Origin of the sequence: Pseudomonas sp. P4795, assembly GCF_048822895.1 — a bacterium.
In the GTDB taxonomy this organism is placed as follows: Bacteria; Pseudomonadota; Gammaproteobacteria; order Pseudomonadales; family Pseudomonadaceae; genus Aquipseudomonas.
The window spans coordinates 334,422-360,763 of the sequence record NZ_JBMFBT010000005.1 but is presented as its reverse complement, the minus strand read 5'-3'; the positions used below and the strand labels follow the sequence as shown (position 1 = coordinate 360,763).

The window sequence follows — 26,342 nt, the reverse complement described above, 5'->3', positions numbered from 1 at the left end:
GGCGTTGAAACAGTGTGCCAGCCGATCACCGAACTGGCTATCGGCGAACGACCAGATACAAGCCGACTGCCACCATGATGCCCGCCGGCCAATGCCCCAATTCATGCATCGGGCCACCTGCGGCGAGGATCGTACCGCCGGCCAGATGCGCGCTGCCGAGCAGACGCAGGAACCAGTCGTCCTTGCGTTTGTGCCACGGCGGCGGAGGATCTTTAGCGTGCGGTTGCGACATGCGCTCAAGCAGATCGCGGGCCATGTTCGACAGATGCGGGATCTGCTCGAGCTGGCTCTGCACGTTGCCCAGCAGGGCTTTCGGACTGACGCGCTCGCGCATCCAGCGTTCGAGGAACGGCTGCGCGGTGTTCCACAGATCCAGATCCGGATACAGCTGGCGGCCCAGACCTTCGATGTTCAGCAAGGTTTTTTGCAGCAGTACGAGTTGCGGCTGCACTTCCATGTTGAAGCGGCGCGCAGTCTGGAACAGGCGCATCAGCACCTGGCCAAATGAAATATCTTTTAACGGTTTTTCGAAGATCGGTTCACACACCGTGCGGATCGCCGCTTCGAATTCGTTGAGTTTGGTTTCCGCCGGCACCCAGCCCGAATCGATGTGCAATTGCGCCACACGCCGGTAGTCGCGCTTGAAGAAGGCGAACAGGTTGCGCGCCAGATAATCCTGGTCTTCAGGGGTCAGGCTGCCGACGATGCCGCAGTCGATCGCGATGTACTGCGGGCTCCACGGGTTGACGGTGCTGACGAAAATGTTGCCCGGGTGCATGTCGGCGTGGAAAAAGCTGTCACGGAACACTTGAGTGAAGAAAATCTCTACACCGCGTTCGGCGAGCATTTTCATGTCGGTGCGCTGATCGGCGAGGGTCGCCAGATCCGTCACCTGAATCCCGTAGATACGCTCCATCACCAGCACTTTCGGCCGGCACCAGTCCCAATAGACTTGGGGCACGTAAAGCAGCGGCGAACCTTCGAAGTTGCGCTTCAACTGGCTGGCGTTGGCCGCCTCGCGCAGCAGATCCAGTTCGTCGTAGATGGTTTTTTCGTAGTCCTGCACCACGTCCACCGGGTGCAGCAGGCGCGCGTCGGCCGAGACCTTTTCCGCAGCGCGGGCGAGGATGAACAGCCACGCCAGATCCTGCGCGATGATCGGTTTCAGGCCCGGGCGGATCACCTTGACCACCACTTCTTCGCCGGTCTTCAACTGCGCGGCATGCACCTGCGCCACCGAGGCCGAGGCCAGCGGTTCGACGTCGAAACGCGTGAACACTTCGCTGATCTTCTTGCCGAGCTGGGCTTCGATCAGCTTGATCGACACCTGTGAATCGAACGGCGGCACGCGGTCCTGCAACAGCATCAGCTCATCGGCGATGTCTTCCGGCAGCAGGTCGCGTCGGGTCGAGAGAATCTGCCCGAACTTGATGAAAATCGGCCCCAGATCCTGCAACGCCAGACGCAGACGCGCACCGCGACTGAGTTCCAGCGGCTTGCGCGGGAACCAGCGCCACGGCAGCGCATAGCGCAACGCCAGCAGGAACCACGGCAGTGGCAGGTCAAACAGCAAGTCATCGAGGCGGTAGCGGATCACGACGGACTGGATGCGCAGCAGACGGCGGACGGCGAGCAGCTTCATGCGTTATCGCTTGGGTCGAGGGATCGGGAAAGGCGCTCGAAGCGCGCCTCGAGACGTTCCAGATCGAGTTTGATCCGGTCCAGTTCGCTGAACCGCGCTTCGGCTTCGCGCTGCCCGACGAGGGTGCGCGATTCTTCGGCGAGGTATTCGGCGAGGTTCTGGTTGAGGCTGGCAAATCCTTGTTGATACCAGCGCGCGCGGCTGCGCAGATGACCGCCCACCAGTTGCGTGGCGACCGGGCCGAGCCAGCGCGAGAGTTCGTACTCCCAGTCCAGCTCGAGGTCTTGCAGCACGCCGGCCAGTTCCAGCAGCACGCCGCTGTCGCCGTCGAGCTCGACTTCTGGAGCATGCAGCACCGCCGTCTTGTCTTTGCTCAGGGCGAGTTTCAGCAGGCTTGAGGCCGGGGCGCGCAGGGTGCAATCGACGCCGGTTTCCCAGTGCGATGCGAGCATCAGGCCTTCGTCGCTCGGCAGGATGAACAGTTGCAGTGCCGGGCTGCGGCAATCCACGGCAATCACCTTGCCGGTCAGATGCGCCAGGCGCGGCAGCGCCGTGCTGTCGAGACGCAGCACCCGGTTCAGGCCGAGTTCAACGCTGGCGAGCAGCCCGGTCAGCAGCATCAGGGCTTGATGCCACGGTGCAGGGCGACGATGCCGGCAGTCATGTTGTGATAGGTCACGCGGTCGAAACCGGCCTCGACCATCATCGACTTCAGGGTTTCCTGATTCGGGTGCATGCGGATCGATTCGGCCAGATAACGATAGCTTTCCGAGTCGTTGGTGATCAGCTTGCCCATCAGCGGCATGAAAGCGAACGAGTAGGCGTCGTAGGCCTTGGACATCAGCGCGTTGGTCGGCTTGGAGAATTCCAGCACCAGCAGACGGCCGCCGGGCTTGAGCACGCGCAGCATCGAACGCAGGGCGTCTTCTTTGTGCGTCACGTTGCGCAGGCCGAAGGCGATGGTCACGCAGTCGAAATGGTTGTCCGGGAACGGCAGTTTTTCTGCGTCGGCCTGGACGAACTCGACGTTGCCCGAGACACCGAGATCGAGCAGACGGTCGCGACCGACCTTGAGCATGGACTCGTTGATGTCGGCCAAAACGACCTGACCGGTAGGGCCTACCAGATGCGAGAACTTTTTGGTCAGGTCGCCCGTGCCGCCGGCGATGTCCAGCACGCGATTACCGCTGCGCACGCCCGACAGTTCGATCGCGAAACGCTTCCACAAACGGTGCATGCCGCCCGACAGAAGGTCGTTCATCAAGTCGTATTTGGCGGCTACGGAGTGGAACACCTCAGCGACTTTTTCCGCTTTCTGGCTTTCCGGAACGTTTTTGAAGCCGAAGTGAGTGGTGGGTTCGGCATCGCTGCCTTTGCGCTGATCAGTCATATCGCTGTCACCAAAAGAGAATGCGCGACATTCTAATCCCCAAGCCATGCTTTGTCTTGGAATGGCGAAAGGTAAGATGGGCAACCTTCGGGACGATTTGCCGCAGACGCGGTCAAGATTTATCGTCACCTATTGATCAATCAGGAGTCATTCAATGGCCAAAATCACTGTTGAGCGTGCCCACACACTGGGCAAGGAAGCCGCCCGCGAGAAGGCCGACAAACTGGCCCAAAAGCTTAATGAACAATACGGCCTGGAGCCGCAATGGGCCGGCGACGTGTTGAACCTTAAACGTTCGGGCGTGAAAGGCGCGGTGCATGTTGGCGACGATTCGATCCGCGTGGATGTCGAGCTGGGGCTGATGATGTCGGCCATGAGCGGCATGATCAAAGCGGAAATCGAAAAGGCTTTGGACAAAGCGTTGGTGTGACAGCACCCGCGCTTTATGTCAGTTGTTAGGGTGCCGTTTCTAATTTTTAAACCTACTTTGTGCCTGAGCCCGACACTTATCCGGGCAGTTCCTCAAACCTTCTGCGCGTGAGGTGGACCATGGCCAAAGTAATTTTGAAGAAAAAAATCGACGCTTCGACAACTGCTCTGAGCGACGTCAAATCCTATGCCCGCAAGATCTGGCTGGCAGGCCTGGGTGCCTACACCAAGGTCGGCCAAGAGGGTAGCGAGTACTTTCAAGAGTTGATCAAGGCTGGTCAAACTGTTGAAAAACAAGGCAAAAAAGCTGTCACCGAAAAGCTCGAAGCGGCCAACGCCGAGATCGATGAAGCCAAAAGTGAAGTCAGCTCTTTCAAAGGCCGGGTCGAAGTTCAACTCGATAAGGTCGAGAAGGTGTTCGACACGCGTGTGGCCAGTGCCTTGAATCGTATCGGCATTCCGTCTAAACATGACGTTGAGACACTCTCTGCTAAGCTCGATGAGCTGACGGCATTGCTCGAACGCGTCGCGCGTAAATCTTAAGGAGAACGGGATGGCTGGTAAAAAGAACACCGATAAAGAAGGCAGCTCGTGGATCGGGAAGGTCGAAGACTACTCCCGCAAGATCTGGCTGGCTGGTTTAGGCGTGTACTCGAAGATCGACACTGACGGCAGCAAGCTCTTCGATACATTGGTCAAAGACGGCGAGAAAGCCGAGAAGCTCACCAAGAACGCAGTCGGCAAAAAAGTCGATGCGGCCAAGGACTCTGCTTCTTCCGCCAAGTCGCGCATCAGCGGCGTGAAAGATCGCGCACTGGGCAAGTGGGACGAGCTCGAAGGGGCTTTCGACAAGCGCCTGAACAGCGCGATTTCGCGTCTCGGTGTGCCGAGCCGCAATGAAGTGAAAGCGCTGCACAGCAAGGTCGAAACACTGACCAAGCAGATCGAAAAACTGACTGGCGAGAAGGCCCGTCCGGTAGCGGCTAAAACTGCTGCAGCGAAACCGGCTACTAAAGCGGCTGCCAAGCCGTTAGCCAAAGCTGCCGCCAAACCGGTTGCCAAAGCTAAAGCTGCGGTCAAATCGGTAGCGAAAACTGCAGCGGCCAAATCTGCTGCGAAAGCGGCGGCCAAACCGGTTGCAGCCGCCAAGGCCGTTGCCAAGTCGGCAGCCAAGCCTGCGGCAAAACCGGCAGCCAAGCCAGCAGCGAAAACCGCTGCCGCCAAACCTGCTGCTCCGAAGAAACCCGCAGTGAAAAAACCGGCCGCGCCGAAAGCCGCTGCGCCGAAACCGGCAGCGCCAGCCGCCAAGCCAGCAACACCGGCAGCCCCGGTGAGCGCGTCGAACTCCGTCGCGGCTCCAGCTCCGGCGGCTACATCGACTGCAGCATCGACACCGTCGACGCCAACCAGTCAGTCCTGATTTTTTCGGGGCTTCAACAAAACGCCCGGCCTGTGAAGGTCGGGCGTTTTTGTTTTATCGGTTTAGAGGCTTTCCCTCACCCCAGCCCTCTCCCGGAGGGAGAGGGGGCCGACCGAGCAGTCTTGCGCTATACATCGACCTGAGAAATCGAGTCGATTATGGATTCGGTGTAGCATTTTCAGGTCGATGCAGATCTGAACCATCCCACGGTCAGTCCCCTCTCCCTCCGGGAGAGGGCTAGGGTGAGGGGCTTTTCGGCTTACTCATGATCCTCTAGATACCGCAAAGCCAACCGCTCCGTCGCCACCTTCACCGGCGGCAACAAATGCGGCGCCACCAGCATCATGATCTGGTAAACCACCAGCCTCACCTCACCCTCACGATCAAGAATCCGCTGATAATCCAGCGAAAACAGCAGCGTCATGGTGATCTGCTCCACCAACTGCCCCAACGCCTGCGTATCACTCACCAACTGCCCGGCTGCCTTCAACCGCGCCAGCAATGAAGCCAGCGTGCGCTTGAGCGAGTTGAGCAGGTTGCGAATGCCCTTCGCCAGTTTCGGCAAACGCCCGGCGAGGTTCGACAGGTCCTGAAACAGAAAGCGGTACTGCGCCAGTCGCTCGACGATCAAATGCAGAAACAGCCAATAATCCTCCGGCGCCAATTCGACATCAACCGGCGGATCGAGCAACGGCGCCAGCTCATTCTGAAAGCGTTCGAACAGCCCGAGAATCAGCGGCTCCTTGCCGTGGAAGTGGTAGTAGAGGTTGCCGGGGCTGATCCCCATTTCATTGGCCACTTCCATGGTCGAGACGTTCGGCTCGCCCTTTTCATTGAACAACTGCAGGGCACATTCGAGGATCCGTTCGCTTGTTTTCATCCAGTCTTCTTAAAAAAGGTTGGGGCAGATCAGCGCACGCGCACGTAAGTACCGGGCGCAGCCTCCATCGGTGGATAGTTGGCGTTGCCAAGGGGCATCTGCGTTTCGTGTTGGGCGCCCGAGCGTTCCTGAATCCACGTCAGCCACTGCGGCCACCAGCTACCGTCGACATGCTTGGCGTCGTAGTACCAGGCGCGCGGATCGCTGCTCAGTTTGCCGTTCTCGACGTAGTTGGCTTTCTGGTTGTTCGGCGGATTGAGAATGCTCTGCACATGGCCACTGTTGGACAGCACGAAGCGCTTCTCGCCGCCCAGCAGCAGGGTCGAGCGATACACCGCGTCCCACGGCGTGATGTGGTCGTTCATGCCGGCGACGCTGAAGCTGTCGACCGTGACTTTCTGCAAATCGATTGGCGTGCCGCACACTTCCAGCCCGCCCGGATGAGTCAGCGGGTTGTGCTTGAAGAAGTCCAGCAGATCGCCGTGCAGCGCGGCGGGCAGGCGCGTGCTGTCGTTGTTCCAGTAGAGGATGTCGAAGGCCGGCGGTTCTTTGCCCAGCAGGTAATTGTTGACGAAGTAGCTCCAGATCAAATCATTGGGGCGCATCCAGGCGAACACCTTGGCCATGTCGCGACCGTCGAGCACACCCTTCTGATACGAGCGACGCTTGGCCGCTTCGATGGTTTGTTCATCGGCAAACAGCGTGGCCGGAGAGTCCATCTGGCTGTCCAGCAGGCTCACCAGATAGGTCGCGCTGGCGACCCGCCGCAGTTGCCGTTTGGCCTGCAAATGCCCTTGCAGCGCGGCGATGGTCAGCCCGCCGGCGCAGGCGCCCATCAAATTGACTTCGCGGGCGCCAGTGATCGCCCGGCAGATGTTCATCGCTTCTTCGACGGCCTCGACGTAAGTCGACAGACCCCATTCGCGATGGCGCACATCCGGGTTGCGCCAACTGATCATGAACGTCTGCAAACCGTTCTTCAGGGCGAACTGAACGAAGCTGTTGTGCGGGCTGAGGTCGAAAATGTAGTACTTGTTGATTTGCGGCGGCACCACCAGCAACGGCTTGGCGTACTGCTTTTCGCTCATCGGCTTGTACTGGATCAGCTCGAGCATTTCGTTGCGAAACACCACCGAGCCAGTGGTGGTCGCCACGGTTTTGCCAACCTCGAACGCTTGCTTGGTGACTTGGCGTGGCAGGCCATCGTTGTGCAGCATGTCATCGAACAAATGGCTGAAACCGCGCACCAGGCTGTGCCCGCCGGAGTTGAACAGCTCCTTGAGCGCCAGCGGATTGAGCAAGGTATTGGACGGCGCCACCGCATCGTTGAGCAGGGTGAAGGCGAAGTGCGCGCGGGCGCGATCGTCGGGGGTCATGTTGCTGTCGTCGATCCAGCTCTTGGCCTGTTTCTGCCAGGCCAGATACGCCTGCAAGCTGCGCCGGTAAAACGGGTTGAGACTCCACGCCGGATCGGCGAAACGCGTGTCCTGCGGATTGGTCGGATGCAGGGTTTCGCCGAGCAGCACACGTCCGAGCGCGCTGCCGAACTTCAAGGCGTGTTTGGCGCTGTGGATCGGATTGCGCAGGCCATGGGCGGCGACGCTGCGCAATGTCGAAATCAGATCGCGGCCGCGCAGGCCGGTCATCGCACTCTGTGCATTGATAAACACGGCGGGGCTGGGCACTACGCCCGTCGCTGGTTTGTCGCGCATGACTCAACACTCCTTCGTCTTCAGGCCAAAAACAAACACACCGAACCAGAACACCATAGACGCTGTTACGGGTTGTTGCCTGCGCAGCGTCCTGCCACGCACTTTGCAAAAAACCATCCAATACAGCTGCCGAAGTCGTTTATCCGCCCAGCGGAGTCGGATGTGGATGCATCACTGCACGCTGACGTTCCTCCTGGAGGAATTTCATGATGATCGGCGCCACCGCTTCGGCGCGGGTGATCAGGAACAGATGACCGTCATCGATGATGTGCAACTGTGCGTTGGGAATGCGCCAGGCGAGCATGCGCATGTTGATCAGCGGGATCAGCGGATCATCGTCACCGGCCAACACCAGCGTCGGTTGATGGATCTTGTGCAGCCAGTGAATGCTGGTCCAGCCAAGGCCGGCGAACAGTTGCCAGTAGTAGCCAAGCTTGCCCGCCGAACGCACCTTCGCCGCATGGCTTGCCGCTAACGTCGGATCGCGACGGAACGCGCCGCCGTAGATCATCGGCGCGATGCGAATCACGTGTGACGGCTGAATGTAACGGCGCGGGCTGGCCATCATCCACAGCACTTTCGGCTTGCCCGGCACCATCACCGCGCCTGCCGCTGTCGCCGCCAGAACCAGCTTCTTGCAGCGCTCGGGATAGTCGTAGGCGAACTGCTGCGCCAGCGCGCCACCCCAGGACACGCCAATCACGTTGACCTGTCCGTAGTCGAGGTAATCGAGCATGCGCGCGGTGAGCTTGGCCAGTCCCGGAAAGCGGTACGGCCGATTCGGCGTCGAAGACCCGCCGACACCGGGCACGTCGAAGGCGATCACTTCCAGATCCGGGTCCAAAGCCGCGACGAATGGAAACACCAGCTCCAGGTTGGCGCCGATGCCGTTGAAAATCAGCAAGGGCGTCAAGTGAGGCTTGCCGGGGCGTACTGCGGTGCGGAGGGTCTGGCCATCCAGCTCGACAGTACGAAAAATAAACGGGTGCGGCATGCGTCAGGCCCTGTGGATTTAAGGTCACCGCGCCCCTGTGTAGGAGCGCGGTGTGTCAGTTACCGCTCATGTACATAAGTGCCCGGCGACGCTTCACCCGCCGGGTATGCCTTGTTGCCCAGTTTGGTCGGTGCCTTTTTCAGTTCGCCCGAGCGCGCGGCTTGCCACGCCTGCCAGTGCAGCCACCAGGAATCGGTGTGCTTGGTCGAATTCGCCTGCCAGTCATCGGCGTTGGCGGCCATGCCTTCGCTGGTCATGTAACGCGATTTCGGATTGCCTGGCGGGTTCAAAATGCTTTGGATATGCCCGCTGCTCGACAACACGAATTCAACCTTGCCGCCAAACAACTGCGCCGACTTGTAGCAGGACTTCCACGGCGTGATGTGGTCGTTGGTGCCGGCCAGCGAGAAGATATCGGCGGTCACCTGCTTGAGGTCAATCGCAGTGCCGCACACTTCCAGTGCATTGGAGCGGATCAGTGGGTTGTTTTTGAACATCTCGATCAGGTCGCCGTGGAACGCTGCCGGCAAGCGGGTCGTATCGTTGTTCCAGAACAGGATGTCGAACACCGGCGGCTCGTTACCGAGCAGGTAGTTGTTGACCCAGTAGTTCCAGATCAAATCGTTTGGACGCATCCAGGCGAAGACTTTGGCCATGTCTTTGCCTTCGAGCACGCCGGCCTGATACGAATGGCGCTTGGCGGCTTCAAGGGTTTGCTCGTCGACGAACAGCGCTACGTCGCTGTCCAGGGTGGTGTCGAGCACACTGACCAGCAGCGTCAGCGCATTCACCTTGTTCTGGCCGAGCGCTGCGTAGTGGCCGAGCAGGGCGGTGCAGGTGATGCCGCCGGAGCAGGCGCCGAGCATGTTGATGTCTTTGCTGCCGGTGATCGCGGTGACCACATCGACCGCTTCCTTCAGGGCATCGATGTAAGTCGAGAGGCCCCACTCGCGCTGTTCCTTGGTCGGGTTGCGCCAGCTGACAATGAAGGTCTGCACGTTATTGCGCAGGCAGAACCGCGCCAGGCTCTTGTCCGGGCTGAGATCGAATACATAGAACTTGTTGATCTGCGGCGGCACCACCAGCAGCGGGCGCTCGTGCACTTGCTCGGTGATCGGCTTGTACTGGATCAGCTCCAGCACGTCGTTGCGAAACACCACCGCGCCTTCGGTGACACCGAGGCTCTTGCCGACTTCGAACGCGCCCATGTTGACCTGGCTCGGCATGCCGCCGTTGTGCACCAGATCCTTGGCCAGATGTGAGAGCCCGTCGAGCAGGCTTTTGCCGCCGGTTTCGAAGAAGCGTTTGACCGCTGCGGGGTTGGCCGCGCTGTTGGTCGGCGCCATGGCTTCAGTCATCAGGTTGATCACGAAGTGCCCGCGCGCAATGTCTTTGGGCGTCAGGCTGCTGTCGTCAATCCAGGCGTGGAGTTCCTTGCGCCACGCCAGATAAGTTTGCAGATAGCGTTTGTACAGCGGGTTCTGACTCCACGCCGGATCGGCAAAACGACGGTCATCGCCAGCCGGTTGCAGTTCGGATTTGCCGAATAGCACGTTCTTCAATTCGAGGCCGAAGTGAGTGACGTGTTTGACACTATGGATCGGTTGTTTAATGGCCTGGGTCAGCACCATTCGAGCAGAGGCCAGCAGATCCTTTCCGCGTAGCCCAACGACGGGATTAAGCCCCAGGGTGTTTTCCGAGGCTTGGTACTTCAAGTCATCGTTATTCTTGTTACTCATCTACGACGCTCCATTGTCCTGAGACGAGTACCCGGTTTTCTGCTGTGCAGTTCCACAGCCAATGCCAGGTACTACTGCTCGGGTGACCGTTGATTCTGCATAGCTGCTTTACAGTCGTAGAGCACTGCAGGGAACTTGCCAGCTCCATTGGTTACCCGAGTTTAATTTTTTTCGCAAGCAGCCGATCCTGGCCGCCGGTGCGGAGCATTCAATCAGATGAATTTAGAAAATGCCCTCTAAAGAGCAGGAGGTGCGGACTAGAGCATCAGCTTGACGATCGACTCGTTCGGATCGCGGGTTTTCCCGGCAGCTTTTAGCTCAGCGAGATAATCGGCCCAGAGTGCGTCATGACGTCGCCCCAGCTCGTAGAGATATTCCCAGGTGAACAGACCACTGTCGTGACCGTCGTCGAAGGTCAGTTTCAGTGCGTACTGACCGGCCGGTTCCAGCCTGCTCAGACCAACGTTGAGCTTGCCGAATTGCAGGATCGGTTTGCCGTGGCCCTGGACCTCGGCGGAGGGGGAGTGCACGCGCAGGAATTCTGCGGGCAGGGTGTACTCCTCGCCGGACGCGTAGGTGAGCGTCAGGGTTTTAGAGGCTTTGTGCAGTTTGATGTCGGTGGGGATATTAGTCATTGCAGGTCATCCGACTGTGTGGAACCTGTAGGAGCTGCCGCAGGCTGCGATCTCTTGATCTTGATTTCAAAAAACCAGATCAAACGATCGCAGCCTGCGGCAGCTCCTACAGGGAGAAGTGACCTACAGGATATAACGGGACAGGTCTTCGTTCTCCGCCAATTCGCCGAGGTGGCTGTTGACGTATTCAGCGTCGATCAGGATCACCTTGTCATCATGCGCGCTGGCCAGATCACCGGCGCTGAACGACACCTCTTCGAGCAAGCGCTCAAGCAGCGTGTGCAGGCGACGGGCACCGATGTTCTCGGTCTTCTCGTTGACCTGCCAGGCGATCTCGGCGATGCGCTTGATACCTTCGGGCTTGAACTCGATGTTCAGGCCTTCGGTCTTCAGCAGCGCGCAGTATTGCTCGGTGAGCGAGGCATGCGGTTCGCTGAGGATGCGCTCGAAATCTTGCGGGCTCAGGGCCTTTAGTTCGACGCGGATCGGCAGACGACCTTGCAGCTCCGGCACCAGATCGCTCGGCTTGCTCAGGTGGAACGCACCGGAAGCGATGAAGAGGATGTGGTCGGTCTTGACCATGCCCAGTTTGGTGTTGACGGTGCAGCCTTCGATCAGCGGCAGCAAGTCACGCTGCACGCCTTCGCGGGACACATCGACGCCACCGGAATTGCCGCGCTTGGCAACCTTGTCGATTTCGTCGATGAACACGATGCCGTGCTGCTCGACCGCTTCCAGCGCCTTGGCCTTCAACTCTTCGTCGTTGACCAGACGCCCGGCTTCTTCATCGCGCACCAGTTTCAGGGCTTCTTTGACCTTGAGCTTGCGCGCTTTCTTTTTGCCTTTGCCCATGTTGGCAAACAGGCTCTGCAACTGGTTGGTCATCTCTTCCATGCCCGGTGGCGCGGAAATATCGACGCCGGCCATTTCGGCGACTTCGATTTCGATTTCCTTGTCATCCAGCTGACCTTCGCGCAGGCGCTTGCGGAACAGCTGGCGGGTGTTGGAATCCGCGCTCGGCGCTTCTTCATTGCTGAAGCCCATGCGTGCCGGCGGCAGCAGGGCGTCGAGAATGCGGTCTTCGGCGGCGTCTTCGGCGCGGTGGCGAACCTTGGTCATTTCCTGTTCGCGCAACAGCTTGATCGCGGCGTCGGCCAGATCACGGATGATCGATTCGACGTCACGGCCGACATAGCCGACTTCGGTGAACTTGGTCGCTTCGACCTTGATGAACGGCGCGTTGGCCAGCTTCGCCAGGCGGCGGGCGATTTCGGTTTTGCCGACACCGGTCGGGCCGATCATCAGGATGTTTTTCGGGGTCACTTCAACGCGCAGCTCTTCCGGCAGCTGCATGCGGCGCCAGCGGTTGCGCAAAGCAATCGCGACGGCGCGCTTGGCATCGTCCTGGCCGATGATATGGCGATTGAGTTCGTGGACGATTTCGCGGGGAGTCATGGACATAATAATTGGCGGTCCTCAAGCAGAAACAAGCCGTGGCGCAGGGCCAAATCAGGCTTCTTCAGCGAGATCCTGCTCCTCAATGGTCTGAGTGTGGTTGGTGAATACACAGATGTCGCCGGCGATGCCGAGCGCAGTCTCGACGATTTCGCGGGCCGACAGATCAGTCTTTTTCAGCAGTGCGCTGGCAGCGGCCTGAGCGTAACCGCCGCCGGAGCCCATGGCGATCAAGCCGTTTTCCGGCTCCACCACGTCACCGTTGCCGGTGATGATCAGCGAGGCGTCTTTGTTGGCCACCGCGAGCATGGCTTCGAGGCGGCTCAGGGAACGGTCGGTGCGCCATTCTTTGGCGAGTTCGACAGCGGCGCGGACAAGGTGGCCCTGATGCTTCTCGAGCTGGCCTTCAAAGCGTTCGAACAAAGTGAAGGCGTCAGCGGTGGCGCCGGCAAAACCGGCGATGACCTGGCCGTGGTACAGGCGACGCACTTTCTTCGCGTTGCCTTTCATCACGGTGTTGCCAAGAGAAACCTGGCCGTCGCCGCCCATGACGACTTTGCCGTGGCGGCGGACTGAAACGATGGTGGTCAAGGGAAGAGTCTCCACGCAGCGAGGCGAAAATGCCTGATTCCCATTCATATGGGGGTGGTGGAGAAGATTTCAACTGTGGCGCGGGGGAGGGGACGAGTGGTGTGGTGATGGGATACAAGCCCATGTGGCGAGGGAGCTTGCTCCCGCTCGGCTGCGCAGCAGTCGCAAACCCTGCGATCCCGGTCTGTCTGATGCACCGAATTCACAGAGTTTGGGGGCGCTTCGCACCCCAGCGGGAGCAAGCTCCCTCGCCACAATGTCCGCCGAACTGTTTAGGTTCAGCTTTGGATCAGCGGCTCTGGCGTTGTTGTAACAACAGGTTGCTAAAGCCTGCGCCGGCCAGTTGTTTCTGCGCTGTGGTCAGCTGTTCGCGGTTGCTGAACGGCCCGACCAATACGCGATACCAGGTTTCCTCTTTCACCGTGCCGGATTCAACCGCCACCGCCTGCCCGAGCAGAATAATCTGCGCGCGCACTTTGTCCGCGTCAGCTTCTTTGCGGAACGAGCCGGCCTGCAGGAAGAACTTGGTCACCGGTGCCGCTTTGCTCACTGGCGGTGCTGGCGGCGGGGTGATCCCGGCCAGTGCAGCCTGAGCGCGTGCAGTGTCGATCTTCGCCGCTTCCGCAGGCGTTACCGGCGTCGTCGGGATTGCCGGCACTTGTGGCGTCGGCAGGGTTTTCTCCGGGACCGCGTCCGGCGGCACGATCACTTCCGATTCCGGCAGCAGGGTGTAGAAGTCGTACTTCGGCTTCACCGGTTGCGTCGGGCTCGGCGGGGTCTTGTTGGCCTCGGCGATCTTGCTGGCTTTCTGTTGTTGCTGTTGCTCGAGCTTTTCACGCTTGACCGCGTCGCTGCCCTTGCCCGGTTCCAGTTTCATCAGAAACACGATGAACGCGCCGACCGTCAGGCCGATGGCCATCCACAGCCAGCCCGGAATCGGTTGCTTTGCAGGAGCTTGGTAACGGCTGGCGCCACGCTTGGGTGCAGGTTTTTTCTTGGCAGCCAACTTACATGCGCTCCAGGGTTTCCAGGCCCAACAACTCCAGGCCTTGCTTGAGGGTACGGCCGGTCAGCGCGGCGAGGCGCAGACGGCTTTGCATTTGCGCCGGGGTTTCTGCAGCCAGAATCGGGCAGTTCTCGTAGAAGCTGGAGAACAGGCCGGCAACGTCGTACAGGTAGGTGCACAGCGTGTGCGGCGTGCCTTTTTCCGCGACGTTGTTCAGCACTTCACCGAACTGCGCCAGTTTGGCTGCCAGTTCGTGTTCGTGCGGCGCTTCGAGAACGATCTGGCCGTCGACTTCGCTGAAATCCTTGCCCAGTTTGCGGAACACACCGGCCACGCGAGTGTAGGCGTACAGCAAGTACGGCGCGGTGTTGCCTTCGAAGTTGAGCATTAGGTCGAAGTTGAAGCTGTAGTCGCTGGTGCGATGCTTGGACAGGTCGGCGTATTTCACCGCGCCGATGCCGACCACTTTGGCAATGTTGCGCAGTTCGTCTTCAGCCAACGTCGGGTTCTTCTCTTTCACCAGACTGTAGGCGCGTTCCTGAGCTTCGGTCAGCAGATCGATCAGCTTGACGGTGCCGCCATCACGGGTCTTGAACGGACGGCCATCGGCGCCGTTCATGGTGCCGAAGCCCATGTGTTCCATTTCCATCGGATGGGTCACGAAACCGGCCTTGCGCGCCACGGCGAAGACTTGCTGGAAGTGCAGGGCCTGGCGCTGGTCCACGAAGTACAGCGCGCGATCAGCTTTCAGTTGGCCGCTGCGATAGCGCACGGCGGCCAAGTCAGTGGTGGCGTACAGATAACCGCCGTCAGCCTTGACGATGATCACCGGCAGCGGGTCGCCATCGGCATTCTTGAACTCCTCGAGGAACACGCACTGCGCGCCGTTGCTTTCCACCAGCATGCCAGCGGCTTTGAGGTCATTGACCACGTTGACCAGGTCGTCGTTATAGGCACTTTCGCCCATCACGTCGGCCATGGTCAGTTTGACGTTGAGCAGTTCGTAGATCTTCTGGCAGTGCGACAGCGAGATGTCCTTGAACTTGGTCCACAGTGTCAGGCACTCGGCATCGCCGGCCTGCAACTTGACCACCAGGCCACGGGCGCGGTCGGCGAATTCCGGCGACTCGTCAAAACGCTGCTTGGCGGCGCGGTAGAAGTTTTCCAGGTCAGAGAGCTCGTCGCTGGTGATCGGGTTTTCCTGCAAATAAGCCATCAACATGCCGAACTGAGTGCCCCAGTCGCCAACGTGGTTCTGACGAATCACGGTGTCGCCGAGGAACTCGAGAACGCGGGCCACGCCGTCGCCGATGATGGTCGAACGCAAGTGACCGACGTGCATTTCTTTAGCGAGGTTCGGTGCCGACAAGTCGACCACGGTACGTTGCGCAGGACCGGCCTTGCGCACGCCGACATGGGCGTCGGCCAGAGCGGCGTCGAGGCGTGAGGCCAGCGCTTGGGTGTTCTGGAAGAAATTGATGAAGCCTGGGCCTGCGATTTCAGCCTTGGTGACGTTCTCGTCGGCTGGCAGTGCGGCGATGATTTTTTCCGCCAGATCGCGCGGCTTCATGCCCGCCGGTTTGGCCAGCATCATCGCGATGTTGCTGGCGAAGTCACCGTGGGTCTTGTCGCGGGCGTTTTCCACCTGGATCGCCGGCGACAGGCCTTCAGGCAACACACCTTCGTTGACGAGTTGGGTGATGGCTTGTTGGATCAGCTGGCGAATGGTGTCTTTCATGGTCTTCTCTTTCGACCGCAAGCGCGGCGGCGCATCAATGCGCGGGTGGAAAAACTGGGCATTATCCGTTGCGAAGACGGGCTTGCCAACCTTAGCAGGCAGGTTATGGATATGTGGTGACATCCAGGATCAAAAGATCGCAGCCTGCGGCAGCTCCTACACGGGAATCGCATTTCACTGTAGGAGCTGCCGAAGGCTGCGATCTTTTGATCTCTAATACAAATCGACGGGATCGACATCCAGCGACCAGCGCACCGCGCGCCCGCTTGGCATTTGCTCCAGCACCAGCAACCAACGGGCCAGCAACCTATGCAAAGGTGCGCGAGCCGTCGCCTGCAATAACAACTGCGCACGATAACGCCCGGCGCGGCGTTCCATCGGCGCTGGCACTGGCCCGAGCAACTCGATGCCGCTTAGATTCTGCTCGGTGAGCAACCGCTCGGCCGCGCTGCACGCCTCATCGAGAAAGCCTTCGGCCTGCCCCGGTTTATGCGCTTCAGCGCGCAGTAGTGCCAAGTGAGCAAACGGCGGCAGCCCGGCCGCACGCCGCTCGCTCAACGCCTGTTCGGCGAAAGCGAAATAACCCTGCTCGGTTAACTGCACCAATAAAGGATGGTCGGCCAGGTGCGTCTGAATGATCACCTTGCCCGGCTCTTCTGCACGTCCGGCACGCCCCGCTACCTGCACGATCAACTGCGCCATGCGCTCGCTGGCGCGGAAGTCGCCGGAAAACAGTCCGCCGTCGGCGTCAAGGATCGACACCAACGTCACCCGTGGAAAGTGGTGACCCTTGGCGAGCATCTGCGTGCCGACCAGAATGCACGGCTGACCCTTCTGAATCGTCGCGAACAACTGATTCATTGCGTCTTTGCGCGAAGTGCTGTCGCGGTCGACGCGCAGCACTGGATAGTCCGGGAACAGAATCGCCAGTCGTTCCTCGGCACGTTCAGTGCCGGCGCCCACTGGCCGCAGATCGACCTTGTTGCACTTCGGGCACTGACGAGGCGTGCGTTCGACGTAGCCGCAGTGATGGCAGCGTAGTTCGCCGTGGCGCTGGTGCACGGTCATCCGCGCATCGCAGCGCTGACACTCGGACATCCAGCCGCAATCGTGGCACAGCAAAGTCGGCGCGAAGCCACGACGGTTGAGGAATACCAGCACCTGCTGCCCCTTCGCCAGGGTCTGGCCGATCGCTTGCTGCATCGGCCCGGAAATACCGCTATCCAGTGGACGACTTTTCACGTCCAGTCGCAGGAAGCGTGGCTGCTGGGCGCCGCCGGCGCGCTCGTTCAGGCGTAGCAGGCCATAGCGGCCGGTGTAGGCGTTGTGCAGGCTTTCCAGCGACGGCGTCGCCGAGCCGAGCACGATCGGAATGTTTTCCTGCCGCGCGCGTACCAGCGCCAGATCGCGGGCGTGGTAGCGCAGGCCTTCCTGCTGTTTATAGGAGCCGTCGTGCTCCTCATCGATAATGATCAGCCCAGGATTTTTCATCGGGGTGAACAGCGCCGAACGGGTGCCGATAATAATGTCGGCCTCGCCGTCGCGGGCGGCGAGCCAGGCGTCAAGGCGTTCGCGGTCGTTGACGGCGGAGTGAATCAGCGCGATGCGCGCATTGAAGCGCTGCTCGAAACGCGCCAGCGTCTGCGGGCCGAGGTTGATCTCCGGGATCAGCACCAGCGCCTGCTTGCCGGCCTCCAGAGTTTCGCGGATCAACTGCAAATACACTTCGGTCTTGCCGCTGCCGGTGACGCCGGCCAGCAAGAACGCATGATAACTGTCGAAGCCGGCGCGGATCGCTTCATAAGCAGCGCGTTGTTCGCTGTTGAGCGGCAATTCCGGTTGTGCCAGCCAACGCTCGTGACGCGCGCCCGGCGCGTGGCGGCGGATTTCCACTTGCACCAGATTTTTCGCCAGCAGCAGATCGAGGCTGTCCTTGCTCAGCATCAGTTTGCTCAGCAACTGATGGGCGACGCCGTGCGGATGCTGGGCCAGCGTGGCCAGGGCTTCACGCTGACGCGGCGCACGAGCGATGCGCGGATCATCCAGGCTGGCACCCGGTGCGGCTGACCAGAAACGTTCCTGACGCGCTTCGGCCAGTTCGCCTTGACGCAACAGTACCGGCAGCGCCCAGCTCAAGGTGTCGCCGAGGCTGTGCTGATAATACTGCGACGTCCACAGGCACAGCTTGAACAGCGCTGGCGGCAGCGGCGCGGTAGCGTCGAGCAGGGCCAGTGCCGGTTTGAGCTTTTCCGCTGGCACTTCGCTGGTGTCGGTGACCTCCACAAGAATCCCGATCATCTCGCGTCGCCCGAACGGCACCCGCAGGCGCATGCCCGGCTGCAATTGCTCGCGCAGCACGCCGGCCGGCGCTCGATAATCGAACAGGCGGCGCAGTGGTGAAGGCAGGGCGAGGCGCAGAATGGCGTCGGGCACGCGGGGGGATTCTCGGTATTGGGGCGATTATAGAAGGCCGGGAGCCTAGCAGACGGTCGGTCTCAGTGACAGCTTGCGTCATTGCAAAGGTCTGGTAGAATCCGCGGCCTAATTACGTGCGGTATTCAACAATAGTGTTGGATGGCGGCACGCTAGCTGAGGAAGACACCATGAAAGCTGATATCCACCCGAATTACCCAGTCATTGCTGTTACCTGCAGCTGTGGCAACAAGTTCGAAACTCGTTCGACTTTCGGCAAGCCGCTGCCAATCGACGTTTGCAACGAATGCCACCCGTTCTACACCGGTAAGCAAAAGACTCTGGACACTGGCGGCCGCGTTCAGCGCTTCGCAGACCGTTTCGGTGCTTTCGGCAAGAAACCTGCAGCTGCAGAGTAAGGTTGAAAGGCCCGGTGGGCTTTTCCTCATTGCTGAAAAAGGCGTCCCTCGCGGGCGCCTTTTTTATGCCTGCGATTTGGCTGTCAACGGCGCAGGCGTTCTGCCCGGCACCGTCCGGTTTGACGCAAGTCACGGTGCAGCGCGTAGTCGATGGCGACACCGTGCGCCTGAGCGACGGGCGCAGCGTGCGCATGATCGGCCTCAATACGCCTGAACTCGGCAAGCAGGGCCGCAGCGACGAGCCATTCGCCGTAGCTGCGCGGCAACGCCTGGAAGCGCTAGTGGCCAGCAGTGGCGGGCGCGTCGGTGTGCTTCCCGGTAAGGAGTCCAAGGATCATTACGGCCGCACGCTGGCCCACCTCTACAGCGCCAGCGGCGCCAATCTCGAAGCACAAATGCTCGCCGATGGCCTGGGATTCCAGGTCGCGGTGGCGCCGAATGTCGATCTGGTTGCCTGTCAGCAAGCTGCCGAACGCAATGCGCGGCAGGCCGGTCTTGGCGTGTGGAAGCAGTCGCCTGTACTGAAAGCAGAGCAGATCCAGCGTTCGGGTTTTGCCGTGGTCAGCGGACGTGTGAGCAAGGTTCAGCGCAATCGTGGCGGAATCTGGATCGAGTTGCAGGACTCGCTTGTATTGCGCGTTGCACCCAATCTGCTTGAGCACTTTGACGGCGCGGCGCTGCAAGCGCTGAAGGGGCGACAAATCGAGGCGCGCGGCTGGATCGTTGATCGTGCGCGACGCGGCGGACTGAAATCGGGACAGCCGCGCTGGTTGCTGCCACTGACCGATCCGTCGATGCTGCAGTCTTCGCGCTGAAGAAAAATTGTAGACATTTTTCAACTCGATTGTGAACACTCCAGCCCTTGTGCACCGTGGCTCTTGGCCCAAAGTCGTAGGACAGGGCGCTTGACAGCGGTGACCGGTCAGTCTTGTGGGGACTTTGCGAGGCGCGTATCCTCGCTGACCAGTCTGTCCAACAGTAAAAAGCGGAATGCCCCCATGTCTGATCTGAAAACTGCCGCTCTCGAATACCATGCCCATCCTCGTCCAGGGAAGCTGAGTGTCGAGCTCACCAAGGCCACAGCTACTGCTCGCGACCTGTCGCTGGCGTACAGCCCCGGCGTAGCCGAACCAGTGCGCGAGATCGCTCGCGATCCTGAACTGGCTTACAAATACACCGGCAAAGGCAACCTGGTTGCAGTCATTTCCGATGGCACCGCGATTCTCGGTCTGGGTAACCTCGGCCCATTGGCTTCCAAGCCAGTGATGGAAGGTAAAGGCGTGCTGTTCAAGCGCTTCGCCGGCATCGACGTATTCGACATCGAAGTCGACTCCGAAAGCCCGCAAGCCTTCATCGACACCGTCAAGCGCATCTCCATCACTTTCGGTGGTATCAACCTGGAAGACATCAAGGCACCTGAGTGCTTTGAGATCGAACGCGCTCTGATCGAGCAGTGCGACATTCCGGTGTTCCACGATGACCAGCACGGCACCGCCATCGTGACCGCTGCGGGCATGATCAATGCCTTGGAAATCGCTGGCAAAACCCTGGCTGACGCCAAGATCGTCTGCCTCGGTGCCGGTGCTGCTGCCATCTCCTGCATGAAATTGCTGGTGAGCATGGGCGCAAGCATCGAAAACATCTTCATGGTTGACCGTACCGGCGTGATCCACTCCGGCCGTGACGACCTGAACCAGTACAAAGCGGTGTTCGCTCACGCGACCGAAAAACGCACTCTGGCTGACGCGCTGAAGGGCGCTGACGTGTTCGTCGGTCTGTCCGGCCCGAACCTGCTGAGCGCTGAAGGCCTGCTGTCGATGGCGGCCAACCCGATCGTGTTCGCCTGCTCGAACCCGGATCCGGAAATCTCCCCGGAACTGGCGCACGCCACCCGCAGCGACGTGATCATGGCCACCGGCCGTTCGGACTACCCGAACCAGGTCAACAACGTGCTGGGCTTCCCGTTCATCTTCCGTGGTGCCCTGGACGTTCGCGCCAAGCGCATCAACGAAGAAATGAAAGTGGCCGCCGCCAACGCCCTGCGTGAACTGGCCAAACTGCCAGTGCCACAGGACGTGTGCGATGCCTACGGTGGTGCTCCGCTGGAATTCGGCCGTGAGTACATCATTCCGAAGCCAATGGACAAGCGCCTGATCACCCTGATCTCCGATGCTGTGGCCAAAGCCGCGATCGAGACCGGTGTGGCGACCCTGCCGTATCCGAAGAACTACCCGCTGAAAAGCGTGGATGACGTGTTCAACGGTTAAGCTGTTGTAGCGCTTCAACTGAAAGCCCCGGCTCGCGAGAGTCGGGGCTTTTTTGTGTCTGAGGGTTTTGTGCCGGGTGTGCCAGCGATGAGGCCAGTTCATCCGCAACAAATTCTGCAGGCAATAAAAAGCCCCGCGCTTCTCACGAAGGCGGGGCTTTTCAATGTGCACTCATATCAGAACAGGTCGATAGGCGCCTGTTCATCCGCCGGCAACGGACTGCCCGGCACCGCGCCATTACCAAGCTCATTCACCGACGGTGGCGTATCTTCAGCCTTGAACAGCTCGAAGTAAGCCCCCGGCGTGCTCGGCGATGCCGCACGACCACTGGCCGGATCCACCCGCAAGCTCAGCAACCCTTCCGGCTCGGCCTGCACATGCGGTGGCTTGTCCTTCAGCGCGGCAGCCATGTAGTTCATCCAGATCGGCAGCGCCACGGTGCCGCCGAACTCGCGGCGACCGAGGCTTTCCGGCTGGTCGAAGCCAGTCCACACGGTGGTCACGTAATCGGCGTTGTAACCGGAGAACCACGCATCCTTGGATTCGTTGGTAGTACCGGTTTTACCGGCGATATCGCTGCGACCCAGCGCCAGTGCACGGCGACCGGTGCCGAGCTTGATCACGTCCTGCAACATGCTGTTGAGAATGTAGGTGGTGCGGCCATCAACGATGCGCTCGGCAACCGCTGGCGTCTGCGGCGTGGCCGGGCTGCCCGGTGCTTCACCCTGTGTCGCGTTGACCGTGAAGGTCTCGGCCGACGGCGCGGCGATGCCGTCAGTCGCTGCGGCGCCCTGCGGCACGCTTGGCGGGTTGGCGACGAACAGCGTGTCGCCGTTGCGGCTTTCGATCTTGTCGATGATGAACGGGGTGATCTTGTAGCCACCGTTGGCGAAGGTGGCCCAACCGGTCGCGATCTCCATCGGTGTCAGGGTCGCGGTGCCGAGTGCCAGCGACAGGTTCGGCGGCAGGTCCTGCTTGTTGAAGCCGAAGCGGCTGATGTAGTCGATGGTCTTGCCCACGCCCATTGCTTGCAGCAAACGGATCGACACCAGGTTGCGCGACTTGTACAGCGCCTCACGCAAGCGGATCGGGCCGAGGAAAGTGTTGGTATCGTTCTTCGGACGCCAGACCTTGTCCAGATACTCGTCGACGAACACGATCGGTGCGTCGTTCACCAGTGTGGCGGCGGTGTAGCCACTATCCAGCGCGGCGCTGTAGACGAACGGCTTGAAGCTCGAACCCGGCTGACGCTTGGCCTGCATCGCACGGTTGTAGTTGCTTTGCTCGAAAGCGAAACCACCGACCAGCGAGCGGATCGCGCCGTTCTGCGGATCCAGCGAAACCAGCGCGCCTTGCGCCTGCGGGAGCTGGCTGAACTTCAGCGAATTGTCTTTCTGCCGTTGCACGCGCACCAGGTCACCGATCTGCGCTACATCCGACGGCTGACGCGGGTTGGCGCCCATGCTGTTGGTGTTGAGGAACGGTCGTGCCCATTTCATGGTGTCCCAGGCCACGTGCTCTTCGCCGGTACGGGTCAACACTTGCAGGCCGTTCTTGTCGACTTGGGTGACGATGGCTGGCTCTAGGCTGCTGATCGTGCGTTGTTTGGTCAGTTCAGCGGCCCAGGCTTCGCGGGTTTTGCCCGGCAGACGCGACTCAGGTCCACGGTAGCCGTGACGCTGGTCGTAGGTCATCAGGCCTTCGTGCAGCGCGGTGTTGGCCATTTCCTGCAAGTTGCTCGGCACCGTAGTGGTGACGCGGAAACCTTCGGTGTAGGCGTCGCTGCCGTAACGACCGACCATTTCCGCGCGAGCCATTTCGGCGATGTACGGCGCGTTCACTTCCGGGGTCGGCACGTGATAACTGGCGTTCAGCGGCTCGTTGATCGCGGCGGTGTAGTCCGCTTCGGTGATTTTGCCGAGCTTGTACATGCGGCCGAGAATCCAGTCGCGCCGCTCTTTACTGCGTGCCGGGTTGGCCAGCGGATTGAAGCGCGACGGAGCTTTCGGCAGGCCGGCGATCATCGCCATCTGCGCCAGGCTGACGTCGCGGATCGACTTGCCGTAATAGACCTGCGCAGCAGCTTCGATGCCGTAGGCGCGGTTGCCCAAGTAGATCTTGTTGACGTACAGCTCAAGGATTTCGTCCTTGGTCAGCTGCCGTTCGATCTGCAAGGCCAGCAGGATTTCGGTGGTTTTGCGCGAGAAGCTGCGTTCGCTGCTCAGGAAGAAGTTCTTCGCCACCTGCATGGTGATGGTGCTGCCGCCGGACTGGATGTGTCCGCTTTTGACCAGTTGGGTCGCGGCGCGCATCAGGCTGCTCGGATCGACGCCATAGTGGTTGGCGAAGTTATCGTCTTCAGCACTTAGTAACGCATTAATGAAATTGGGGGGAATGTCGGCGAAACGGATCGGAGTCCGGCGCATTTCGCCAAACTCTGCGATCAATTTGTCGTCGCTGCTGTAGACGCGAAGGGGAATCTGCAACTGGATGCTTCTCAGCGCCTCCACGGACGGCAATCCCGGACTAAGGTAAAGGTACGCGCCGCTGAGAGCTAAAAGCAGTCCGCAGAAAATGGCGACGATGGACCAACCGAAAAATTTCAGCAGACGAATCAAGGCGTTTGAACATCCAGGGCAAAGAATGAATTAGGCGACAGGGTTCCGGGAACACACAGAACGGCCCGCGCTGGCAGTAAAAAGCGGAAAAAATCGCTGGGCATTATAAGCACTTTTCCGCCGGGGGCGTCATTTGCGCTGCTGTCAAGACGGGGTCAGGGAACGCAATGGGCATTACAGAGTCCGTAACTCACGGATAGTCATAGGGAATTGGTAGTGCTAGGACTCTTCAATAAAAAGACCAATACGTTACTGGGGATCGACATCAGTTCCACCTCAGTGAAGCTGCTGGAGCTGAGCCGTCAGGGCGATCGCTATCGGGTCGAGGCGTATGCGGTCGAGCCGTTGCCGGCGAATGCGGTGGTCGAAAAGAACATTGCCGAACTTGAGGGCGTCGGGCTTGCCCTGTCCAAGGTATTGGCCAAGGCCCGCACCGGGCAGAAAAACGTGGCGGTGGCTGTCGCCGGTTCTGCGGTGATCACCAAGATCATCGAGATGGACGCCGGACTTTCCGACGACGAACTGGAAAACCAGCTCAAGATCGAAGCCGATCAATACATTCCCTATCCGCTGGATGAAGTCGCCATCGACTTTGAAGTCCAGGGCGTCTCGCCGCGTAACCCCGAGCGGGTCAATGTGTTGCTGGCCGCCTGTCGCAAGGAAAACGTCGAAGTCCGCGAAGCGGCGCTGGCGCTGGCCGGGCTGACTGCGCGGGTGGTCGATGTCGAAGCCTACGCGCTGGAGCGTTCGTTCGGGTTGCTCGCCAAACAACTGGCGGCTTCTCAAGAGCGCCTGACTGTCGCGGTAGTCGATATCGGCGCGACCATGACCACCCTCAGCGTTCTGCATAACGGACGCATCATCTATACCCGCGAGCAGTTGTTCGGCGGTCGCCAGTTGACCGAAGAAATCCAGCGGCGCTACGGCCTGACCGTCGAACAGGCCGGCCTGGCAAAAAAACAGGGCGGCTTGCCCGACGACTACGTCAGCGAGGTATTGCAGCCATTTCGCGAGGCGCTGGTGCAGCAAGTCTCGCGCTCGTTGCAGTTCTTCTTCGCCTCCGGTCAGTACAACGCGGTCGATCACATTTTGCTGGCCGGTGGCACGGCTTCGGTGCCGGGGCTGGACCGGCTGATCGAAGAACGCCTGAAGACACCGACCCAGGTTGCCAACCCGTTTGCCGACATGGCCCTGAGCAGCAAGGTCAACGCCGGGGCGCTGGCCAGTGATGCGCCGGCCCTGATGATTGCCTGTGGGCTCGCGCTCAGGAGTTTTGACTGATGGCGCGGATCAACCTTTTACCCTGGCGCGAGGAGCGTCGCGAAGAAAAGCGCAAACGCTTTCTGCTGGTCTTGATCGGCGTGGTGGTCGGCTCGGTCGGAGCGGTATTTATCGCCGACCAGATCGTCAGTGCTGCCATCCAGCGACAAATGGCGCGCAACGATTACATCGGTAAACAGATCGCGGTAGTCGATGAGCGGATCAAACAGATCAGCGAACTCAAGGCCCACCGCCAGCAACTGGTGGAGCGCATGCGCATCATCCAGGACTTGCAGGTCAACCGGCAGATCAGCGGGCGGATCTTCGATCAACTGGCGCGCACGCTGCCGGACGGGGTGTATTTCACCGACGTGAAAATGACCGGCAAAACCCTGTCGATCAGCGGTGCGGCCGAGTCGAACAATCGCGTGTCCGACCTGATGCGCAACCTCGACGCCTCCGACTGGTTCGACGCGCCGAGCCTGACGGAAGTCAAGGCGACCACGGCCGGGCAGCTTGAGCAGGCCAATGTCTTTCAACTGACCGTACGCCAGACCCGGCCGAAGAACCTGGAGGGCGACCAATGAAGCCGTCCGAATGGCTGGAAAGTCTACGCAGTATCGATTTCAACGACCTCGATACGAGCAACATCGGTTCGTGGCCCGCAGCAGTCAAAGGCTTGGCCGGCGCACTGTTGATGATCGTGGTTCTGGCGCTTGGCTACAGCTTTTTCATCAGCGACATGCAGAGCCAGCTCGATCTCAAGCGCGAGGAAGAAATCACCCTCAAGGAGCAGTTCGCCAGCAAAGCACGCATGGCGGCCAATCTGGAGTTGTACACCCAGCAGATGAAGGAAATGGAAAACTCCTTCGGCGTGCTGCTGCGGCAATTGCCCAGTGACACTGAAGTGCCGGGCTTGCTCGAAGACATCACCCGCACGGGGCTGGGCAGCGGTCTTGAGTTTGAAGAGATCAAACTGCTGCCCGAGGTCACCCAGCAGTTCTACATCGAACTGCCGATCCAGATCACCGTGACCGGCGCCTATCACGACCTCGCCACCTTCGTCAGCGGCGTCGCCGGGCTGCCACGCATCGTTACCCTGCACGATTTCGAACTGGCCCCGGCCAATCCCGAGGGCGGCACTAAGTTGCGCATGAGCATCCTCGCCAAGACCTACCGCTATAACGACAAGGGGCTGCAAAAATGACCCCGATTCGTTATTCCACCCTGGCTTTGCTGATCCTCACGCTTAACGGTTGTGGCGGCAGCGACGACTTCAGCGACCTCGACGCCTACATGAATCAAGAGCGTCTACGCCCACCGGGCAAGATCGAACCGACACCGACGTTCCGTTCCTATCCGACATTTACCTACAGCGCCGCCAACCTGCGCAGCCCGTTCTCGCGCCAGGTGCGCGCTGATGTGGCCGGACAAAAACGCGGCTCGCGCAACGTCAAACCAGACCCGAACCGGGTCAAGCAATACCTCGAAGGTTTCAACATCGAGCAGTTTGAAATGGTCGGCACGATCTCCAATGCCAGCGGCTCCTTCGCGTTATTGCGCGGAGCGGGCGGGGTGCATCGGCTCAAGGTCGGCGATTACCTGGGGCGCAATGACGGACGCATCGTCGCGATCAATGCGGCTCAGGTCGATGTGGTCGAAATCGTTCCCGATGGCGACGGCGCCTGGCTGGAGCGGCCGCGCACCATTCCTTTGAAAGAGCACTCATAGTGGA

At 60.1% G+C, this 26,342-nt stretch carries 24 protein-coding genes; 10 read left to right on the top strand and 14 right to left on the bottom strand.

The annotated features are described in order from the left end of the window. Positions 1 to 37: 37 nt before the first annotated feature. From ubiB to ubiE, 3 genes are read right to left on the bottom strand one after another with little or no spacing between them, the layout of a single operon-like run. On the bottom strand, positions 38 to 1,642 hold the full coding sequence (ubiB, locus tag ACOI8A_RS16685; RefSeq protein ID WP_420646880.1) for a ubiquinone biosynthesis regulatory protein kinase UbiB: 1,605 nt from the start codon (positions 1,640 to 1,642) through the stop codon (positions 38 to 40). Next, on the bottom strand, positions 1,639 to 2,262 hold the full coding sequence (locus tag ACOI8A_RS16680; protein WP_042557247.1) for a ubiquinone biosynthesis accessory factor UbiJ: 624 nt from the start codon (positions 2,260 to 2,262) through the stop codon (positions 1,639 to 1,641). Before ACOI8A_RS16680 ends, ubiB begins: the two co-directional genes overlap by 4 nt. Continuing rightward, positions 2,262 to 3,032: a bifunctional demethylmenaquinone methyltransferase/2-methoxy-6-polyprenyl-1,4-benzoquinol methylase UbiE gene (ubiE, locus tag ACOI8A_RS16675; RefSeq protein WP_093227509.1), complete on the bottom strand. Its 771-nt coding sequence runs from the start codon at positions 3,030 to 3,032 to the stop codon at positions 2,262 to 2,264. The genes ACOI8A_RS16680 and ubiE overlap by 1 nt, the downstream gene beginning before the upstream one ends. Positions 3,033 to 3,186: 154 nt before the next feature. Between ubiE and ACOI8A_RS16670 the strand changes: the two genes are divergently transcribed. From ACOI8A_RS16670 to ACOI8A_RS16660, 3 genes are all read left to right on the top strand, one after another. Next, positions 3,187 to 3,462, top strand: coding sequence for a polyhydroxyalkanoic acid system family protein (locus tag ACOI8A_RS16670; RefSeq protein ID WP_420646881.1), 276 nt, complete (start codon positions 3,187 to 3,189; stop codon positions 3,460 to 3,462). A 119-nt stretch (positions 3,463 to 3,581) separates the two neighbouring features. Next, entirely contained in the window at positions 3,582 to 4,004 is a 423-nt protein-coding gene (locus ACOI8A_RS16665) for a phasin family protein (protein ID WP_420646882.1), read from the top strand. 10 nt (positions 4,005 to 4,014) lie between these two features. Next, entirely contained in the window at positions 4,015 to 4,881 is an 867-nt protein-coding gene (locus tag ACOI8A_RS16660; protein ID WP_420646883.1) for a phasin family protein, read from the top strand. Between the two features lie 259 nt (positions 4,882 to 5,140). On the opposite strand, the gene ACOI8A_RS16655 is transcribed toward ACOI8A_RS16660, so the two are convergent. The 10 genes from ACOI8A_RS16655 to ACOI8A_RS16610 all read right to left on the bottom strand — a co-directional run bounded on the left by ACOI8A_RS16655 (position 5,141) and on the right by ACOI8A_RS16610 (position 18,064). Then, positions 5,141 to 5,761: a TetR/AcrR family transcriptional regulator gene (locus tag ACOI8A_RS16655; protein ID WP_420646884.1), complete on the bottom strand. Its 621-nt coding sequence runs from the start codon at positions 5,759 to 5,761 to the stop codon at positions 5,141 to 5,143. A 29-nt stretch (positions 5,762 to 5,790) separates the two neighbouring features. Next, entirely contained in the window at positions 5,791 to 7,473 is a 1,683-nt protein-coding gene (phaC, locus tag ACOI8A_RS16650; RefSeq protein ID WP_420646885.1) for a class II poly(R)-hydroxyalkanoic acid synthase, read from the bottom strand. Between the two features lie 139 nt (positions 7,474 to 7,612). Then, positions 7,613 to 8,467, bottom strand: coding sequence for a poly(3-hydroxyalkanoate) depolymerase (gene phaZ, locus ACOI8A_RS16645; RefSeq protein ID WP_420646886.1), 855 nt, complete (start codon positions 8,465 to 8,467; stop codon positions 7,613 to 7,615). A gap of 59 nt (positions 8,468 to 8,526) precedes the next feature. After that, entirely contained in the window at positions 8,527 to 10,206 is a 1,680-nt protein-coding gene (gene phaC / locus ACOI8A_RS16640) for a class II poly(R)-hydroxyalkanoic acid synthase (RefSeq protein ID WP_420646887.1), read from the bottom strand. 257 nt (positions 10,207 to 10,463) lie between these two features. Then, positions 10,464 to 10,841, bottom strand: coding sequence for a gamma-butyrobetaine hydroxylase-like domain-containing protein (locus ACOI8A_RS16635; RefSeq protein WP_420646888.1), 378 nt, complete (start codon positions 10,839 to 10,841; stop codon positions 10,464 to 10,466). Between the two features lie 123 nt (positions 10,842 to 10,964). Further along, positions 10,965 to 12,302: an HslU--HslV peptidase ATPase subunit gene (gene hslU, locus ACOI8A_RS16630; RefSeq protein ID WP_420651278.1), complete on the bottom strand. Its 1,338-nt coding sequence runs from the start codon at positions 12,300 to 12,302 to the stop codon at positions 10,965 to 10,967. A 48-nt stretch (positions 12,303 to 12,350) separates the two neighbouring features. Then, positions 12,351 to 12,887, bottom strand: a complete 537-nt coding sequence (gene hslV / locus ACOI8A_RS16625; RefSeq protein ID WP_420646890.1) for an ATP-dependent protease subunit HslV — start codon at positions 12,885 to 12,887, stop codon at positions 12,351 to 12,353. 289 nt (positions 12,888 to 13,176) lie between these two features. Then, complete coding sequence (locus ACOI8A_RS16620) at positions 13,177 to 13,893, bottom strand: SPOR domain-containing protein (protein WP_420646891.1); 717 nt, start codon at positions 13,891 to 13,893, stop codon at positions 13,177 to 13,179. 1 nt (position 13,894) lies between these two features. Continuing rightward, positions 13,895 to 15,631 (bottom strand): arginine--tRNA ligase, encoded by a 1,737-nt coding sequence (argS, locus tag ACOI8A_RS16615; RefSeq protein ID WP_420646892.1) that lies wholly within the window; start codon positions 15,629 to 15,631, stop codon positions 13,895 to 13,897. Between the two features lie 213 nt (positions 15,632 to 15,844). Next, entirely contained in the window at positions 15,845 to 18,064 is a 2,220-nt protein-coding gene (locus tag ACOI8A_RS16610; RefSeq protein ID WP_420646893.1) for a primosomal protein N', read from the bottom strand. Between the two features lie 170 nt (positions 18,065 to 18,234). Here ACOI8A_RS16610 and rpmE point away from each other — a divergent pair, with 170 nt between their 5' ends. From rpmE to ACOI8A_RS16595, 3 genes are all read left to right on the top strand, one after another. Then, on the top strand, positions 18,235 to 18,462 hold the full coding sequence (gene rpmE / locus ACOI8A_RS16605) for a 50S ribosomal protein L31 (protein WP_420646894.1): 228 nt from the start codon (positions 18,235 to 18,237) through the stop codon (positions 18,460 to 18,462). A gap of 65 nt (positions 18,463 to 18,527) precedes the next feature. Continuing rightward, a complete protein-coding gene (locus tag ACOI8A_RS16600; protein ID WP_420651279.1) occupies positions 18,528 to 19,277 on the top strand; it encodes a thermonuclease family protein in 750 nt (249 codons plus the stop codon). A 183-nt stretch (positions 19,278 to 19,460) separates the two neighbouring features. Continuing rightward, positions 19,461 to 20,729 (top strand): malic enzyme-like NAD(P)-binding protein, encoded by a 1,269-nt coding sequence (locus ACOI8A_RS16595; protein ID WP_420646896.1) that lies wholly within the window; start codon positions 19,461 to 19,463, stop codon positions 20,727 to 20,729. A 176-nt stretch (positions 20,730 to 20,905) separates the two neighbouring features. Here the strand turns inward: ACOI8A_RS16595 and ACOI8A_RS16590 are convergent, their stop codons facing one another. Continuing rightward, a complete protein-coding gene (locus tag ACOI8A_RS16590) occupies positions 20,906 to 23,344 on the bottom strand; it encodes a penicillin-binding protein 1A (protein ID WP_420647167.1) in 2,439 nt (812 codons plus the stop codon). Positions 23,345 to 23,563: 219 nt separating this feature from the next. Between ACOI8A_RS16590 and ACOI8A_RS16585 the strand changes: the two genes are divergently transcribed. From ACOI8A_RS16585 to ACOI8A_RS16570, 4 genes are read left to right on the top strand one after another with little or no spacing between them, the layout of a single operon-like run. Then, positions 23,564 to 24,628 (top strand): pilus assembly protein PilM, encoded by a 1,065-nt coding sequence (locus ACOI8A_RS16585; RefSeq protein ID WP_420646897.1) that lies wholly within the window; start codon positions 23,564 to 23,566, stop codon positions 24,626 to 24,628. After that, the gene (locus ACOI8A_RS16580; protein ID WP_420646898.1) at positions 24,628 to 25,194 is read left to right on the top strand and encodes a PilN domain-containing protein; all 567 of its coding nucleotides are present in this window, start codon (positions 24,628 to 24,630) and stop codon (positions 25,192 to 25,194) included. The genes ACOI8A_RS16585 and ACOI8A_RS16580 overlap by 1 nt, the downstream gene beginning before the upstream one ends. Then, positions 25,191 to 25,814: a type 4a pilus biogenesis protein PilO gene (pilO, locus tag ACOI8A_RS16575; RefSeq protein WP_420646899.1), complete on the top strand. Its 624-nt coding sequence runs from the start codon at positions 25,191 to 25,193 to the stop codon at positions 25,812 to 25,814. Before ACOI8A_RS16580 ends, pilO begins: the two co-directional genes overlap by 4 nt. Next, positions 25,811 to 26,338 (top strand): pilus assembly protein PilP, encoded by a 528-nt coding sequence (locus tag ACOI8A_RS16570; RefSeq protein WP_420646900.1) that lies wholly within the window; start codon positions 25,811 to 25,813, stop codon positions 26,336 to 26,338. Before pilO ends, ACOI8A_RS16570 begins: the two co-directional genes overlap by 4 nt. Positions 26,339 to 26,342: the final 4 nt, after the last annotated feature.